The 15,527-nt window shown below is 72.2% G+C and carries 16 protein-coding genes and 1 other RNA gene; 11 read left to right on the forward strand and 6 right to left on the reverse strand.

The window, feature by feature from the left end:
• Window positions 1–89: 89 nt before the first annotated feature.
• The 8 genes from SKED_RS07410 (at window position 90) to SKED_RS07440 (ending at window position 8,574) form a co-directional block, all read left to right on the forward strand.
• Window positions 90–2,540 (forward strand): glycoside hydrolase family 31 protein, encoded by a 2,451-nt coding sequence (locus tag SKED_RS07410; RefSeq protein ID WP_012866515.1) that lies wholly within the window; start codon window positions 90–92, stop codon window positions 2,538–2,540.
• Between the two features lie 18 nt (window positions 2,541–2,558).
• Window positions 2,559–2,938, forward strand: an RNA gene (gene rnpB / locus SKED_RS19320) — RNase P RNA component class A.
• Between the two features lie 20 nt (window positions 2,939–2,958).
• Window positions 2,959–3,519, forward strand: a complete 561-nt coding sequence (locus SKED_RS07415) for a GNAT family N-acetyltransferase (RefSeq protein ID WP_012866516.1) — start codon at window positions 2,959–2,961, stop codon at window positions 3,517–3,519.
• A gap of 9 nt (window positions 3,520–3,528) precedes the next feature.
• Complete coding sequence (locus SKED_RS07420) at window positions 3,529–4,125, forward strand: hypothetical protein (RefSeq protein ID WP_012866517.1); 597 nt, start codon at window positions 3,529–3,531, stop codon at window positions 4,123–4,125.
• A gap of 67 nt (window positions 4,126–4,192) precedes the next feature.
• Complete coding sequence (locus tag SKED_RS07425; RefSeq protein WP_042437859.1) at window positions 4,193–4,927, forward strand: GntR family transcriptional regulator; 735 nt, start codon at window positions 4,193–4,195, stop codon at window positions 4,925–4,927.
• Complete coding sequence (locus SKED_RS07430; RefSeq protein WP_012866519.1) at window positions 4,924–5,991, forward strand: ADP-ribosylglycohydrolase family protein; 1,068 nt, start codon at window positions 4,924–4,926, stop codon at window positions 5,989–5,991. The genes SKED_RS07425 and SKED_RS07430 overlap by 4 nt, the downstream gene beginning before the upstream one ends.
• Window positions 5,992–6,175: 184 nt before the next feature.
• Window positions 6,176–7,627 carry a purine-cytosine permease family protein gene (locus tag SKED_RS07435; protein WP_012866520.1) on the forward strand — a complete coding sequence of 484 codons (1,452 nt, stop codon included), beginning with the start codon at window positions 6,176–6,178 and terminating at the stop codon, window positions 7,625–7,627.
• Complete coding sequence (locus tag SKED_RS07440; protein ID WP_012866521.1) at window positions 7,624–8,574, forward strand: PfkB family carbohydrate kinase; 951 nt, start codon at window positions 7,624–7,626, stop codon at window positions 8,572–8,574. Before SKED_RS07435 ends, SKED_RS07440 begins: the two co-directional genes overlap by 4 nt.
• Window positions 8,575–8,599: 25 nt before the next feature.
• Here the strand turns inward: SKED_RS07440 and SKED_RS19740 are convergent, their stop codons facing one another.
• Window positions 8,600–9,205 (reverse strand): hypothetical protein, encoded by a 606-nt coding sequence (locus SKED_RS19740; protein ID WP_012866522.1) that lies wholly within the window; start codon window positions 9,203–9,205, stop codon window positions 8,600–8,602.
• 133 nt (window positions 9,206–9,338) lie between these two features.
• A complete protein-coding gene (locus SKED_RS07450) occupies window positions 9,339–9,767 on the reverse strand; it encodes a phage holin family protein (protein WP_012866523.1) in 429 nt (142 codons plus the stop codon).
• A gap of 148 nt (window positions 9,768–9,915) precedes the next feature.
• On the opposite strand from SKED_RS07450, the gene SKED_RS07455 reads away from it, so the two are divergent.
• Window positions 9,916–10,068, forward strand: coding sequence for a hypothetical protein (locus tag SKED_RS07455; RefSeq protein ID WP_042438842.1), 153 nt, complete (start codon window positions 9,916–9,918; stop codon window positions 10,066–10,068).
• Window positions 10,069–10,355: 287 nt separating this feature from the next.
• The gene (locus SKED_RS07460; protein ID WP_012866525.1) at window positions 10,356–10,691 is read left to right on the forward strand and encodes an STAS domain-containing protein; all 336 of its coding nucleotides are present in this window, start codon (window positions 10,356–10,358) and stop codon (window positions 10,689–10,691) included.
• Between the two features lie 161 nt (window positions 10,692–10,852).
• Here the strand turns inward: SKED_RS07460 and ppgK are convergent, their stop codons facing one another.
• Window positions 10,853–11,635: a polyphosphate--glucose phosphotransferase gene (gene ppgK / locus SKED_RS07465; RefSeq protein WP_012866526.1), complete on the reverse strand. Its 783-nt coding sequence runs from the start codon at window positions 11,633–11,635 to the stop codon at window positions 10,853–10,855.
• The gene (map, locus tag SKED_RS07470) at window positions 11,632–12,501 is read right to left on the reverse strand and encodes a type I methionyl aminopeptidase (RefSeq protein ID WP_012866527.1); all 870 of its coding nucleotides are present in this window, start codon (window positions 12,499–12,501) and stop codon (window positions 11,632–11,634) included. Before map ends, ppgK begins: the two co-directional genes overlap by 4 nt.
• A 105-nt stretch (window positions 12,502–12,606) precedes the next feature.
• Between map and SKED_RS19955 the strand changes: the two genes are divergently transcribed.
• Window positions 12,607–12,783 carry a hypothetical protein gene (locus SKED_RS19955; protein WP_012866528.1) on the forward strand — a complete coding sequence of 59 codons (177 nt, stop codon included), beginning with the start codon at window positions 12,607–12,609 and terminating at the stop codon, window positions 12,781–12,783.
• 26 nt (window positions 12,784–12,809) lie between these two features.
• On the opposite strand, the gene panB is transcribed toward SKED_RS19955, so the two are convergent.
• The gene (panB, locus tag SKED_RS07475) at window positions 12,810–13,673 is read right to left on the reverse strand and encodes a 3-methyl-2-oxobutanoate hydroxymethyltransferase (RefSeq protein ID WP_012866529.1); all 864 of its coding nucleotides are present in this window, start codon (window positions 13,671–13,673) and stop codon (window positions 12,810–12,812) included.
• A gap of 121 nt (window positions 13,674–13,794) precedes the next feature.
• A complete protein-coding gene (locus tag SKED_RS07480) occupies window positions 13,795–15,456 on the reverse strand; it encodes an NAD+ synthase (protein WP_012866530.1) in 1,662 nt (553 codons plus the stop codon).
• Window positions 15,457–15,527: the final 71 nt, after the last annotated feature.

The raw sequence follows: 15,527 nt of genomic DNA on the forward strand, positions 1-15,527 counted from the left end.
GGGTGTCCACGCGGTCGGTTTAGCGATAAACTCGTGCGACGTCCCACGAGCCCGAGTGCGGGAAGGCCCGCAGCCGCGAAGGAGCAGCGATGAGCGACCACCAGACCACCAGCACCGAGCACCTGAGGGCCGCCGACCCCCGCGCCGTCGTCCAGGGGCCCGGGTACCGCATCACCGTCCTCACCAGCCGTATGCTCCGCCTCGAGCACAGCCCCGACGGCACCTTCGAGGACCGCCCGACGCAGCTCGTCCGGGACCGTGCCTTCGACGTCCCCGAGTTCGGCGTCCGCGAGACCGAGACCGGCCTCGAGCTGTGGACCGAGCACCTCCACCTGCGCTACGACCGCGGCCCCTTCACACCCTCCGGGCTCGCCGTGTCCATGCGGCAGAAGGCCCAGGGCGCGCACTTCACCACCTGGACCTACGGCGACCCCGCCTGGGGCACCGGTGCCCACCCGTCCAACCTCGGCGGCACGGCCCGGACCCTCGACGACGTCGACGGCGCGACGCCGATCGAGACCGGCCTGCTCTCCACGGACGGCTACACCGTCGTCGACGACTCCACCAGCCTCGCCCTCGACGCCACCGGGTGGCCCGTGCCGCGCGAGGGCGGCGACGACCTGTACTTCTTCGGCTACGGACGTGACTTCACCGACGCGCTCGCGGACTGGTTCCGACTCACCGGGCCGAGCCCGATGCTCCCGCGCTGGACGCTCGGCAACTGGTGGAGCCGGTTCCACGACTACACCACCGACAGCTACCTGGCCCTCATGGACCGGTTCGCCGACGAGGGCATCCCGTTCTCGGTCGCGGTGATCGACATGGACTGGCACGTGACCGACATCGACCCGGCGATCGGCTCGGGCTGGACCGGCTACACCTGGAACACAGAGTTCTTCCCCGACCCCGAGGCGTTCCTCCGCGGCCTCCACGACCGCCACCTGCGGACCGCGCTCAACGTGCACCCGGCCGACGGGGTCCGTCGCCACGAGGACGCCTACGTCGCCATGGCCACCGAGCTCGGTCTCGACCCCGAGGCCGGCGCGGCCATCGGCTTCGACATCGGGTCGCGGGCCTTCGCCGACGCGTACCTGCGGCACCTGCACCACCCGCACGAGGAGATCGGCGTCGACTTCTGGTGGCTCGACTGGCAGTCGGGATCGGCCAGCCGCACGGCCGGCCTCGACCCGCTGTGGGCGCTCAACGAGCTGCACTACGCCGACTCCGGCCGGGACGGCGAGCGACCGCTGACCTTCTCCCGGTACGCGGGCCTCGGCAGCCACCGCACGCCCGTCGGGTTCTCGGGCGACACGATCGCCACCTGGGACTCCCTCGCCTTCCAGCCGCGCTTCACGTCGACGGCCGCGAACGTCGGCTACTTCTGGTGGAGCCACGACATCGGCGGGCACTTCGGCGGCGCGCGTGACGACGAGCTCTCCGCCCGCTGGTACCAGTTCGGTGCCTTCTCGCCCGTGAACCGCCTGCACTCCTCCAAGAGCCCCTTCGGGTCCAAGGAGCCGTGGCGGTTCACCGAGCCGGTGCGACGCGTCATGACGGAGTTCCTCCGCCTGCGCCACCGCCTGGTCCCGTACCTCTACACGGCCATGTGGGACTCCCGCACCCACGGCGTGGGCCCGGTCCGCCCGATGTACCACGACCACCCGCGCGAGCAGCGGGCCTTCGAGGTCCCAGACCAGTACATGTTCGGCGCGGACCTCCTGGTGGCGCCCGTCGTGGTCCCGCTCGACGCGCAGACCCGCCTCGCCGCCGTCCCGGTCTGGCTGCCCGCGGGGGAGTGGGTCGACGTCTTCACCGGTCGCCGGTACGACGGCGGCCGCGACCTCGTGGTCCACCGCAGCCTCGAGCAGATGCCCGTCTTCGCCCGGGCCGGGTCGCTCGTCGTCCTCGCCGACGACCTCACCGCCGACACCGGTGCCCGTGCCGAGTCGGTCCTCGTGCGCGTCTTCCCCGGGGCCGACGGCACCACGCGCCTCGTGGAGGACGACGGCCAGGCCCGCCCGGGCCTCGCCGACCAGCAGGTGACGGTCCTGCGGCAGACCTCTACGGACGACGAGACCGCCGGCACCACCTCGGTCGTCGTCTCGGTCGACGTGCCGACCGGGCCCGGCGTCCTGCTGCACCGCACCGTGCGCGTCGAGCTCGTCGGGGTGGCCGACGTCGCCTCCGCGGTCGTCCGCACTGTGGGCGGCGAGGCCAGCGTCAGCGTCGAGCCGGGGGAGACGGGGGCGGTGCTCGACCTCGGGACCGTCGACCTGACCGAGGGGCTGACGCTCACCCTCGACGACGTCCGCCAGGCTCCCCGCGACCTGGAGGCCGCGTTCTTCACGATCGTGGACGACGCCCTCGTCGCCTACGACCTCAAGCGCGCCGTCATGGACGCGCAGTCGGCACTCGACGGCGCGGCCCTGATCGCCGCCCTGCATCGCCTCGACCTGCCGGGGAACCTCTTCGGCGCCCTCGTGGAGCAGGTCGCCGCGACCACCGGCACCGGGGCGGACACCAGGAGGGTGAACCCCTAGTACCCTTGGACGCGCGGATGAGTTGGCCAGACGACCGCGTCAGGGCTTCGGCCCTGCCGAGGAACGTCCGGGCTCCACAGAGCGAGGTGGTGGGTAACGCCCACCCGGGGTGACCCGCGGGACAGTGCCACAGAGAACAGACCGCCGCAGACGTCCGCGTCTGAGGTAAGGGTGAAACGGTGGTGTAAGAGACCACCAGCGCGCCAGGTGACTGGCGTGGCTCGGTAAACCCCACCTGGAGCAAGGTCAGACAGGGTGTGCTTGAGGGCTGCTCGCCCGAGCACCCGGGTAGACCGCTAGAGGCGTGCGGCAACGTACGTCGTAGATGGATGGTCGTCGCCCACACGCGGGCAACTGCGCGTGGGACACAGAACCCGGCGTACCGGCCAGCTCATCCGCACTCACTACGATCGACGTCGTGAGCGAGCAGACCGGCGCACCTGACGCCTTCCGGGGCGGAGCGAACCCCTCGGCCCCGCCGACCGTCCGCGAGGCACGCTTCCCGGACGACACCGTGGACGTCTCCCGTCTGGTCGACGCGTACCTGCGCCAGACCGAGGACGAGAAGGTCGCCCGAGGGCTCGCGTCACCGCTCGAGGGCGGAAGGCTGCCCGACCGCTACCAGTCCGAGGTCGACGACCCGGCACGTGCCTTCGCCTCCGCGACCGTGCTGCTCGCGAGCCTGCCCACCGGTCCTGTCGGCATCGTCGTCCTCACGGTCGACCCGCGCGGCAGCGGTGAGATCAAGCGCTTCTGGGTGGACCCGGCGGCCCGCGGGGCGGGAGTCGGACGGCTGCTCCTCGACGCGGTCGCCGACCGCGTCGACGGATCCCTACGCCTCTCCGTGTGGCGCTGGCGCGACGACGCCCTGCGCTCCTACCGGCGTGCCGGGTTCGTCGAGGTGCCCTCGTGGGAGTCCCGAGAGCAGCTCGCGTGCCTGGAACGCCCGGCCCGGAGCGCGGAGAGCCGCACCTTGTAGGCTCGATCGATGACGACCATCGACGCGCCCCGCCCGGACTCCCGATCAGTCATCCGCAGCACCGCGGCGACCACCGCCTTCGTCGTGGGGTGGTACGCCCTGCCTGACTACGTGCCCTCGAAGACGACCCGCACCGCCCTCAAGGCCGTGGGCCTCGCGACCTTCGCCACCCTCGGCGTCCGCGAGGCGATGAAGGGCGACGCGCTGCGCGAGGCCAAAGACCTGCTGCGCGGCACGGTGGCGAGGGCCCGCGGCGTCGACGGCGAGGCAGGGGAGCGGCACGACGACGTCACGCCCACGGCGCCCATGACCCGCGAGGCCACGGCCTCGCACGCCGCAGGCGTGCGCAACGCTCTCGACGACGAGATCGCGACCGACGACAGTGCGAGCGTGGCGGCGCTCGCGGGGGCTGCCGTCGTCGTCGCCGGCAGCACCGCACTGACGGTCGTGGTCGAGCAGCGGGTCTTCCGCCGCAACGAGCGCCGGGCCGCCGAGGGCGTGCGCCGGCCGCACACCGGGACCGGGGTGCTGTTCGGCCTGCTCACGGCGCTGGTCGCCGTGCCGGACATCCTCACCGCGAGGTCGACGGAGGCACGGGCCTCCTGAGCAGGGCCGAGACGAGCGCGCACCAGATCCTTGACCCTGGACTGTACAGGGGTGTACATGTATCTACATGACCAGTCAGGTGATGTACGGCAAGCGCGACCTCGTGGTCGAGACCCTCGCGGAGCAGATCCGCCGCGGTGAGTTCGCCCACGGCCAGCGGCTCGACGGCGAGCACCGCCTCGCCCAGGAGTTCGACGTCTCGCGCGGGACCATCCGTCAGGCGCTCGGAGAGCTCCAGCGCCGCCGGCTCATCGCGACCCGTACCGGCATCGGGTCCTTCGTCACCTTCGACGGCCACCCTCTCGACCAGCGCGGCGGCTGGGCGCAAGCCCTCGCGGACGCGGGGTCCGACCTCACCACCAGCGTCCTCGACATCGCGCCGGTCGACCGCGCGAGCATCCCCGGCCTGCCCGACGACGTCGATCTCGACGAGGCCGTCGCCGTCCGCCGTGTCCGCAGCGCCCAGCAGCCCGACGGCACGCAGCGCGTGCTGTCCTTCGAGTGCGCCTCGATCCCGGCGACCGGCGCTCTCCGCGACCTGCCGACGACGGGGCTCACCGACGGCTCCCTCTGGACCACGCTCCAGGCCGAGGGGCTCGTCGGGACCACGGGGGAGCAGTGTGTCGACGTGCACGCCCTCGACGAGCGCGAGGCCGGGATCCTCGGCCGCGAGCCCGGCACCGCCTTCCTGCGGACGGTCCGGACGTCCTTCACCTCGGACGGCCGCTTCGTCGAGCACGTGGTCTCCCTGCTCGACCCGGCGCGCTTCACGCTCCGCCTGAGCTTCGGGGAGGACGCGTGAGCACCCCCACCACCCCCACTGCATCGGCGGGCGCCGCCGCATCGACGAGCACAGAGCCGCACCCTGCCCTCGACCGCGCCCACGGCGCTCTCCTCGGCCTGGCCCTCGGTGACGCGCTCGGCATGCCCACGCAGTCGCTGTCCCGCGAGGCGGTCCGTGAGCGCTACGGGCGCATCACCGGGTTCGTCGACGCCGCGCCCGACCAGCCCATCGCGCCGGGCATGCCCGCGGGCTCGGTCACCGACGACACCGAGCAGGCCGTCCTCGTCGCCGAGCTGCTGCTCGTGGGCGAGGGGTCCATCGACCCGGACGACTTCGCGGCTGCGCTCGTCGACTGGGAGCAGACGATGATCCTCCGCGGCTCCCGCGACCTCCTCGGCCCGTCGACCAAGGCGGCGATCACCGCGCTGCAGAACGGTGCCAGCACGGCCGAGGCCGGGCGCTACGGCACGACCAACGGCGCCGCCATGCGCGTCACCCCCGTCGGCATCGCGACGCCCCCGGGGGCCCTGCTGCTCCCCGCCGTCGTCGAGTCCAGCCAGGTGACCCACGCGACGGGCCTCGGGATCTCCGGCGCCGCGGCGATCGCGGCCGGAGTCAGTGCCGGTGTCGACGGAGCCGACGTCGGCGCGGCCCTCGACGCCGCGGTCGCCGCGGCGCGGGCCGGCGCCCGGGAGGGCGGCTGGGTCGCGGGCGCATCCGTCGCCGAGCGCTACCTCGCGCTGCTCCCGCTCGCCCGGGCCCTCGACGACGACGCCTTCGCCGACTTCCTCTACGACGTGGTCGGGACGTCCGTCCAGTCCCAGGAGTCCGTCGTCAGCGCGCTCCTGCTCGTCGACCGCTACCGCCACACCCCGGTCGAAGGGCTCTGCGTGGCGGCCTCGCTCGGCGGTGACACCGACACCGTCGCGGCCGTCGCCGGGGCGCTGCTCGGAGCGTGCCACGGTGCCCGGGCCTTCCCGGACGCCGAGGTCGCGACCCTCGAGCGCGTCAACCACCTCAGCCTCCGGACGCTCGCCGAGCGTCTCCTCGCCCTGCGCGAGCGCACCCGCTCGCGCACCTGACCCTCCCGCACCCGACCCTGCCGCACGCGCCCCTCGGGCAGCTACCGCATCTCCAGAACGCACCAGTCGACGAGCAGCCGTCCCCCGGCGAGCCCGCACCGCGTACCTCACCCCCCCTGCACACCAGCGCTGCCGCCGGCCCAGGCCGACCGGGCGCCGCCGCCAGACCCTCGATGGAGAGATCATGACTGCAGACACCCGCACGACGAGGACGCGCGCGCTCGGCGCCGTCGAGCAGCGCGGCATCGAGCCCGTGCCCGTCGCCGAGCGCACCGGCAACCCGCTCCAGCTGTTCTGGGTGTGGTTCGCCGCGAACATCTCCGTGCTCGGCCTGCCGCTCGGCGTCGCGCTCGTCGCGAGCGGGCTCGCGATCTGGCAGGCGGTGCTCGTCGCCGTCCTGGGCGCCTTCGGCTCCTTCGCGATCGTCGGGCTCATCTCGATCGCGGGACGCCGTGGCGGGGCACCCAGCCTGACCCTGTCCCGCGCGACCTTCGGGGTCCGCGGCAACATCGGCCCGACCGCGGTGGCCCTGTGCTCACGGCTGGGCTGGGAGACCGTCAACACCGCGACCGCCGCCCTGGCCTTCGTGACCATGTGCTCCCTCGTCGCGGGTACCGGGTCGGGCGCCAAGGACGTCCCCGTGCTCACCGTCGTCGGGGTCGCGCTGTTCGTCGCGTGCACGGTCGCGGTGTCGGGCATGGGCCACGCCTTCATCCTCGTGGTGCAGAAGTGGGCCACCTGGATCTTCGGGGCGATCAACCTCCTGGTCATCGGGTTCCTCGTGGTGAACGTCGACTGGTCGCTCGTGCTCGACACCCCCACCGGCAGCGTCGCCGCCGTCCTCACCGGGATCGGGACCATCGCGGCCGGCACCGGCATCGGCTGGGCCAACTCCGGCGCGGACATGGCGCGCTACCAGGCGCCGCGGGTCAAGGCCAGCGCGCTGGTGGCCTCTGCGGCCGCAGGCGCCGGCATCCCGCTCGTCCTGATGATCTCGATGGGGTCGCTGCTCGGGGCCTCGGACTCCCAGGTGCTCGGTGCGTCGAACCCCATGGACGCCATCCGCGACACCCTGCCGTCGGGCATGGCGGTCGTCTACCTCGTGGTGTCCTTCGTGGGGCTCCTGCTGTCCAACCACCTGTCCGTCTACTCGGCCGGCCTCACCACCATCACCCTGGGGATCCGCCTGCCGCGCGTCTACGCGGTGATCGTCGACGTGGTCGTCACCACCGTCGCGTCCCTGTGCTTCCTGCTGCTCGCCGACGGCTTCTACGGCCCCTTCATCACCTTCATCTCGCTGCTCGCGGTCCCGATCGTCGCCTGGGTCGGGGTGTTCTGCGTCGACATGATCGGGCGCACGAGCTACGACGGCGACGCCCTGCTCGACCTCAGCCCGCGCTCGGGCTACTGGTACCGCGGCGGCATCGAGTGGCGCGCCTTCGGCTCGTGGCTGCTGGCCATCGTCGTCGGCGCGCTGTTCCTGCAGGTCCAGCCCGGAGAGGCCGTCTGGTACACCGGGCCGCTGCACGACTCGTGGGTGGGGCAGAACGGGCTCGCCTGGGTGGTGACCGCGGTGGTCGCGGCCGGCGCCTACGCTCTGGCCGGCGGCGCTCGACGCCAGGAGCGCGTCCGATGACGGGGCGCGTCGTGCACACCGGTCAGGCGATCGTCGACCTGGTCATGGAGGTGGGTGCCGTCCCCGAGCCCGGGGGCGACACCTTCGCCCGGCGCCACGTGCTCGCGGCAGGCGGTGGCTTCAACGTCATGGCGGCCGCCGCCCGCGACGGCGCACGAGTCCTCTACGCGGGGGCGCACGGCACCGGGACCTTCGGCGACCTCGTCCGCACGGCGATGACGGCAGAGGGGATCGAGGTGCTGTCCGAGCCCCGTCCCGACCAGGACACCGGCTTCTGCGTCGCCCTCGTCGACGACTCGGCCGAGCGCACCTTCGTCTCGACGCTCGGGGCCGAGGGAGACGTCACCGTCGACGACTACCGGGCCGCGCACGTCCGCGCGGGCGACGTCGTCTACGTCACGGGCTACTCGGTGCTGCACCAGGCGAGCCGGAAGGCGCTGCTCGAGTGGCTGCTCGAGCTCCCGTCGGGCGTCAAGGTCGTCGTCGACCCGTCACCTGTCGTGGGTGACGTCCCCCTGGAGGCGGTCCGAGGGGTCGCCCGGTCGGCGACGGTGTGGAGCACCAACGAGCGCGAGGCGCAGGTCCTCCTCGGGCGCCTGGGCATCGGGAGCCCTGCCACCCCGGAGGAGCAGGCGTGGGCGCTCGCGCAGCAGCTCGCGTGCTCCGTTGTCCTGCGTGCAGGCGCCGGCGGGGCGACCGTCGTGCGCCTCGATGCCGAGACGGGAGACCTGACCGCTGCCGTGCACGTCCCCGCCCACGCGGTACGGGCCGTCGACACGAACGGCGCGGGCGATGCGCACTGCGGGGTGCTCTGCGCCGAGCTGGCCGCCGGGCGCGACCTCGTCACGGCGGTGCGTCGCGCGAACGTCGCCGCGGGCATGGCGGTCGCCCGCCGCGGCCCGGCCACCTCGCCGACGCGCGCGGAGATCGACGCTGCCGAGAGGTAGGCCTCGGGCCGGGCCGGTGCTGCCGTCAGCGGCAGATGCCCGGGTTCTGGCCGCACACCGCCGCCATCATGAGGAGCAGCAGGAACCCGCCGACGGCGAGGAACGGCGAGGCGGCGAGCATCCCGATGGTCAGACCCGTGAGCACCGAGGTCGACCGCGGGCGCGGAGCCGGTCGACCCCACGCGTCGCGCGGGCGCCGGCGGGCCAGGTGGACGATCAGCAGCACCAGGGCCGCGAGGTAGGTGAGCACGAGCCAGGGCAGCACGCCGACGATCGTCTCGAGGGAGCCCACGGTGGACATCGCCCAGGGTGCCGGCGCACCCGTGAAGATCACGACCACGGCGAGGAGCATGGGGAGGGCGACCACGGACACCGCGAGCGTCGGGACCGCCGCCAGGACTGCTGCCGCAGGGAGCAGGCCGCGTGACCAGGCCGATGCTGGTCCAGGCTGACCGCCTGGCGCGAGCGTCGTAGGGCCTGAGCCGTGCACGGTCGGTCCGTGGCTGGCCCGCACGAGGGCGAGGCGCACGTCGCGCGGGGTCCACCCGTGGTCGACCAGCTCCGCGAAGGTCTGGGCGTCGTGACGTCCCGCGAGCCGTGACCGGAGCACGTGCTCCTCGAGCTCACCCATGGGACGTGACCTCCGGTCCGGTGCACCGAGCGTGGGCACGGTCGGTGCCCACCTCGCAGGTCGACGGTCGACCTGCCCCGACCCTAGGAGGGGTGACCGCCCGCGTCGATGGGGAGGAGTCCCGACCTGCAGGTCAGGTGCTCGGCAGCGCGCCCTTGCCGCGGCGCGACCCGCGCCGGGACCCGTCGCCGTCGACCGCCTTGCGCAGCAGCACGAAGGGCAGCAGGAAGGTCGCGAGAGCCGTGACCAGCCACACGACGATGGTCGCGAGCACCCAGCTGCTCACCCCGTCGATGGTCAGGCTCGAGCCCACGAGCGAGGCGATGAGGAGCGCGACGTAGCTCGACACCAGACCGATCCCGCCGAGGAACGCGGGCGCGTACCGGGCGACCATCTTCGCGATGAACGGCGAGAGGACGCTCTGCAGGACGGCGAACACCACGACGGTGATGACGAAGCCCGAGGCGGTCACCGAGACACCGTCGAGCGCGAGGTCCGCGGCGAGCAGCCCGAGGGCTGCAGACGCGAGGAAGATCAACGTCCTGAGCAAGAACCGGATCATCTGCTGCTCCTCGGGTCCCGGGGGAGTCCCTGGAGGGGCGGGCGCCCCTCGGGCGACCAGTGCCCCTCTGGCGAACATAGCGCTCCGTGGCCTCCAGGGCGAGACCGGTGGACGTGCGGTGCCGGCGGGACGGGCCTACGGTCAGGGCATGAACATCATCATCGCGATCCTCGTCATCTGGGCCGTCCTGGCCGTCCTCGGGTTCGTCGTCAAGGGACTGCTGTGGCTGGCGATCATCGCGCTGGTCCTCTTCGCGGCGACCGTCGTCTGGGGCATGATCAAGCGCCGCAGCACCACCTAGGCAAGCGCGGCCCGGGCGTCGTCCGGTCCGCGCCGGGCTGCACGGCCCGCCAGGGGTCTCGCCAGCCCTCACAGGCCCGTCCGGGGAGACCCGGGCGGGCCTTCTCACGTCGAGAGGTCGTGCTCACGCCTGTGCCACAGGCAGACACCTACCGTATGTATGGAAAGCGTCAAGACATTGCCAAGCGTCGGATGTGGTGCCTAGACTCGACACAGATCTGGTGGCACCGACCTCACTGTCGGTGCCGGGGGACCGGCTCCGACGACATCGCAGAGAAGTGGTACGACATGGACACCACCCAGGCCAAGACCAGCGGCATCGGGCTCCTCGAGGAGCCAGGGCACAGTGTCCTGCAGATGTGGGGCGAGGTCGACAGCGCCCTGCGTCCTGACGCGAGCGGCGCCCTCGCCCGGGCTCTCGACCGGAACCTGCCCGTCGTCATCGACACCTCGAAGGTCGACTTCATCGACTCGACGGGCATCGCGTTCCTCGTGCAGGTCTGCACCATCGGCCGCGACGAGGGGCTCGAGGTGTCGCTCGTCGACCCGCCGGCCGTCGTCTCGGACGTCCTGTCGATGCTCGGCGTCGACGACCTCGTGACGCACCGCGCCCCGACAGACTGACGGCTACGGGCGGACCGCCACGGCTGAGCACGACCGGCACGCCCCAGACACAGCCCCATCCAGACACAGCCCCATCCAGACACTGCCCCACCCAGACACGCAGAGGCGGTCACGACCAGGTCGTGACCGCCTCTGCGTGTCTGGGGCTCGGCGCCGCCGTCTCAGCTCGCGTCGGCGTCCGCGGCCAGCCGGGCCGCGCCGACGATCCCCGCCGCGTTGCGCAGCGTCGCCGGGATGATGGGGGAGCGCAGGTCGAGCAGGGGCAGGAACTTCTCGTGGTGCTTGCTCACACCACCGCCGACCACGATGAGGTCGGGGGAGAAGAGGAACTCGACCGTCTCGAAGTAGCGCTGCAGGCGCTCGGCCCACTGCTCCCACGACAGGTCCTCCCGGGTCCGCGCACGGTCCGAGGCGCGGGACTCGGCGTCGTGTCCGTCGATCTCGAGGTGGCCGAGCTCGGTGTTCGGCAGCAGGTGCCCGTCCACGAGGAGCGCGCTGCCGATGCCGGTGCCGAGGGTCGAGAGCAGGATGGTGCCCTCCTTGTCCCGAGCCGCGCCGTAGACGGCCTCGCCGACACCCGCCGCGTCGGCGTCGTTGACGCCCACCACGGTGCGGTCGAGCGCCTCCGACACGATCTTGTCGAGGTTCACGCCGGCCCACGACTGGTCGAGGTTGGCGATCGACGGCACGACGCCGTGCAGGATCGGCGCCGGGAAGGCGATACCCACGGGCGTCTTCTTGTGCAGGTCGAAGCTCTCGACCAGCTCGGCGATCACCGCGGTGACGGCCTCGGGGGTCGAGCCCTCGGGGGTGGGGATGCGGACGCGGTCGGCCGCGAACTCACCGGTCTTCAGGTCGACCGGGGCGCCCTTGATGCCGCTCCCGCCCACGTCGATGCCGAAGGCGACCTCGTGCTTGCTGTGACTCTTCTTCGAGTGGCTCATGGCAGTGTCAGGATCTCCGCTCCGGTGTCGGTGACGACCAGCGTGTGCTCGAACTGTGCTGTCCGTCGACCGTCTGCGGTGACGACGGTCCATCCGTCGTCCCACATCGTCCAGTCATAGGTTCCCAGGGTGAGCATGGGCTCGATGGTGAAGACCATCCCTGGCTCGATCACCGTTCCGTAGTGCGGCGCGGTGTCGTAGTGGGGGATCACGAGGCCGGTGTGGAAGGCCTCGCCGACCCCGTGCCCCGTGTAGTCGTGGACCGTGCCGTAGCCGAACCGGTCGGCGTACTTCTCGATCACGCGACCGATGACGTTGACCTCGCGGCCCGGCTTCACGGCCTTGATCGCACGGGCGAGGGCCTCCTGCGTGCGCTCGACGAGCAGGCGCGACTCCTCGTCGACGTCGCCGACGAGGAAGGTCGCGTTGTTGTCGCCGTGGACGCCGCCGACGTACGCGGTGATGTCGACGTTGACGATGTCGCCGTCCTCGAGGACCGTCGAGTCGGGGATGCCGTGGCAGATCACCTCGTTGATCGAGGTGCACAGCGACTTGGGGAAGCCGCGGTAGCCGAGGGTCGAGGGGTAGGCGTCGTGGTCGAGCAGGTACTCGTGGCCGATCCGGTCGAGCTCGTCGGTGGTCACGCCCGGGGCCACGTGCTCGCCGACCAGGGCGAGGGCGCGGGCCGCAATGGTCGAGGCGACGCGGATGCGCTCGATCGTCTCGGGGGCCACGACGTCGGGCCCGGTGTACGTCGCGGGGCCGGGACGCCCGACGTACTCGGGCCGGGGGATCGACGTCGGGACGTCGCGGCGAGGGCCGACCGTCCCGGGGACGAGCAGAGAACCAGATCGTGCTGAAGACATGCGTGCAGTCTACGGACCGTGGCGGGTCCGGGGCGCGTCGAGCGGTGCTGCCGGGCAGAATGGACGGGCAGCACCGCTCGACGACCCACCAGCGCTGGAGGCACCGTGGCCACGGAGTTCTACTTCAACACCAAGACCCGTGAGGTCGAGGAGGGCAAGCCGTCCTCGTGGACCCACCGCATGGGCCCGTACCCCACCCGCGAGGCGGCGCAGGACGCCCTGGGCACGGCCAGCGCCCGCACGGAGGAGTGGGACGAGGCCGAGGCCGAAGAGCGGGACTAGCGGAGCCGCCTGCGCCGGCTGTGCTCTCAGTGCTCGTACTGGTGCTCGGGAGCCGGGAAGGTCGCGGACTGGACCTCGCCGACGTAGGCGCGTGCCGCGTCGGAGAGCGCCTGGCCCACCTGGCCGAACTGCTTGGCGAACCGCGGCGACCAGTCGCCCATGCCAGCCATGTCCGTCCAGACGAGCACCTGGCCGTCGACCTCGCTGCCGGCGCCGATGCCGATCGTCGGGATCCGCAGGATCTCGGTGGCACGGGCGGCCACCGGCGCCGGAACCATCTCGAGGACGACCGCGACCGCGCCCGCCTCCTGGAGCGCGAGGGCGTCCTCGCAGAGCAGCTCGGCGGCCTCGTCGCCGCGGCCCTGCACCCGCTTGCCGCCGAGCATGTTCTCCGACTGCGGGGTGAACCCGAGGTGGCCGAAGACGGGGATGCCCGCCCCGGTGAGCAATTCGACGTGCGGGGCGACGCGCTTGCCGCCCTCGATCTTGACCGCCTGCGCGCCCGACTCCTTGAAGAGGCGCACGGCGGACGCGAGCGCCTGCTCGGGCGAGGCCTCGTAGCTGCCGAAGGGCAGGTCGACGAGCACCATCGAGTGCTTCGCGGCGCGGGCCACGGCACGGGCCGACACGACCATCTCGTCGAGGGTCACCGGGATGGTGTTCTCGTAGCCGAGGGTGTTGTCGCCCATGGAGTCGCCGACGAGCAGGACGTCGATCCCGGCCTCGTCGAAGATCCGCCCGGTGATCGTGTCGTAGGCGGTGAGCATGGTGATCTTGCGCCCGGCCTCCTTGTGCTCGGCCAGGTGGTGCACCCGGAAGCGCTTGCGCTGCGCGGGTGCGACGGGGGTCTCGGCGGCGGTGCCGGATCCGGGGAGCGAGTGCTGTGCCATGAGTGCTGCCTCTGCGTCGTGGGTGGGTCTGCGTCGGGTCGTGCGGGTGTGGGGCGTCGTCGGCGGGTCGCCGACGCTGGGCGGGCGCGTCCTGCCAGGGGTGGGACGTCGCGCCCGCGGGTCAGGCGTGCGGCTCGCGCCAGCGCGAGGTGACCGGGAGCCGTCGGTCGCGCCCGAAGGCGAGCGCCGTGACCTTGGGGCCGAGGGGGTACTGGCGTCGCTTCCACTCGGCGCGGTCGACGAGGGAGACGACCTTGTCGACGACCTCCTCGTCGAAGCCGCGGGCGAGCAGCTCGGCGCGTCCCTCGGCGTGCTCGATGTACGCGTCGAGCACCTCGTCGAGCAGGTCGTACGGCGGCAGCGAGTCCTGGTCCACCTGGCCGGGCCGCAGCTCGGCCGACGGCGGCTTGGTGATCGACGACTCGGGGATCGGGGGGATCTGCCCGGCATCGAGCGCGACGTTGTTGCGCCAGCGGGACAGCGCCCAGACCTGCGACTTGTCGACGTCCTTGATGGGTGCGAACCCGCCCACGGCGTCGCCGTAGATGGTCGAGTAGCCGACCGCGAGCTCGGACTTGTTGCCGGTCGCGAGGACCAGGTGGCCCTCGGAGTTCGACAGGCCCATGAGGATCATGCCGCGCACGCGCGCCTGGAGGTTCTCGGCGGCGACGTCCTGCAGGTCGAGCTCGCCCTGGAACGCGTCGACCATCGGCGCGATCGGCTGCACGCGGTAGTGCGCGCCGATGCGCTTCGCGAGGTCGAGGGCGTCGTCCTTGGAGTGCTCGGAAGAGTAGGTCGAGGGCATCGAGACGCCGTAGACGTTGTCGCCGCCGATCGCGTCGGCGCAGATCGCGGCGACGAGCGCGGAGTCGATGCCGCCGGACAGCCCGAGGACCACGCTGCGGAAGCCGTTCTTGCGCACGTAGCCGCGGACGCCGGTGACGATGGCCTGGTAGACCTCCTCGTCCGGGTCGAGCGGCGGCGCGATCGGGCCGCGGTGCTCGGGCTCGCCGTCCGCGGCGAGGTCCCACACCAGCAGGTGCTCGACGAACTGCGGCGCGCTCGTGAGGACCGAGCCGTCCTCGCCGACCACGAAGGACCCGCCGTCGAACACGAGGTCGTCCTGGCCGCCGACCATGTTGACGTAGGCGACCGGCGCGCGGAGCTCGCGGGCGCGGCGCACGGCGAGGTCGGTGCGGGAGTGCCCCTTGCCCTCCTCGAAGGGTGAGCCGTTGAGCACGAGGAGCAGGTCGACCTCCTGCGCGGCGAGCTCGGCGACGGGGCCGCCGTCCTGCCAGATGTCCTCGCAGACCACGAGGCCCACGCGTCGACCCTGGATCTCCAGGACGCAGGGCTCGGCGCCGGGCGCGAAGATCCGGAACTCGTCGAAGACCCCGTAGTTGGGGAGGTGGTGCTTGTCGTACGACGCGGTGACGGCGCCGCCCTGCAGCACGAGCGCCTGGTTGGTGGGCCGGGTCCCCGGGCTGGTGCGGGTGACCTGCGGCGCTCCGACGGTACCGAGCACCACGGTGAGGTCACCGAGGCCGTCGGCCACGAGCTGGTCGGCGATGGTCTGCACCGCGGCGCGGGCCGCCCGCTGGAAGGACGCGCGCAGGGCGAGGTCCTCGATCGGGTACCCGGTGATCGTCATCTCGGGGAAGGCCACCACCTGCGCGCCCTCGGCGGCCGCGCGCCGGGACCACTCGAGGATGGTGCGGGAGTTCGTGTCGACGTCCCCGACGCACGTGTCGATCTGCGCGAGGGCGATCCGGATGTCCACCATGCGACTGACCCTAGTGCTTTCTCTCCGGTCTTTCGGTCTGTCGGGAACCAAAAGGCTCCGGCATCAGCCAT

The organism is Sanguibacter keddieii DSM 10542 (assembly GCF_000024925.1).
Taxonomy (GTDB): domain Bacteria; phylum Actinomycetota; class Actinomycetes; order Actinomycetales; family Cellulomonadaceae; genus Sanguibacter; species Sanguibacter keddieii.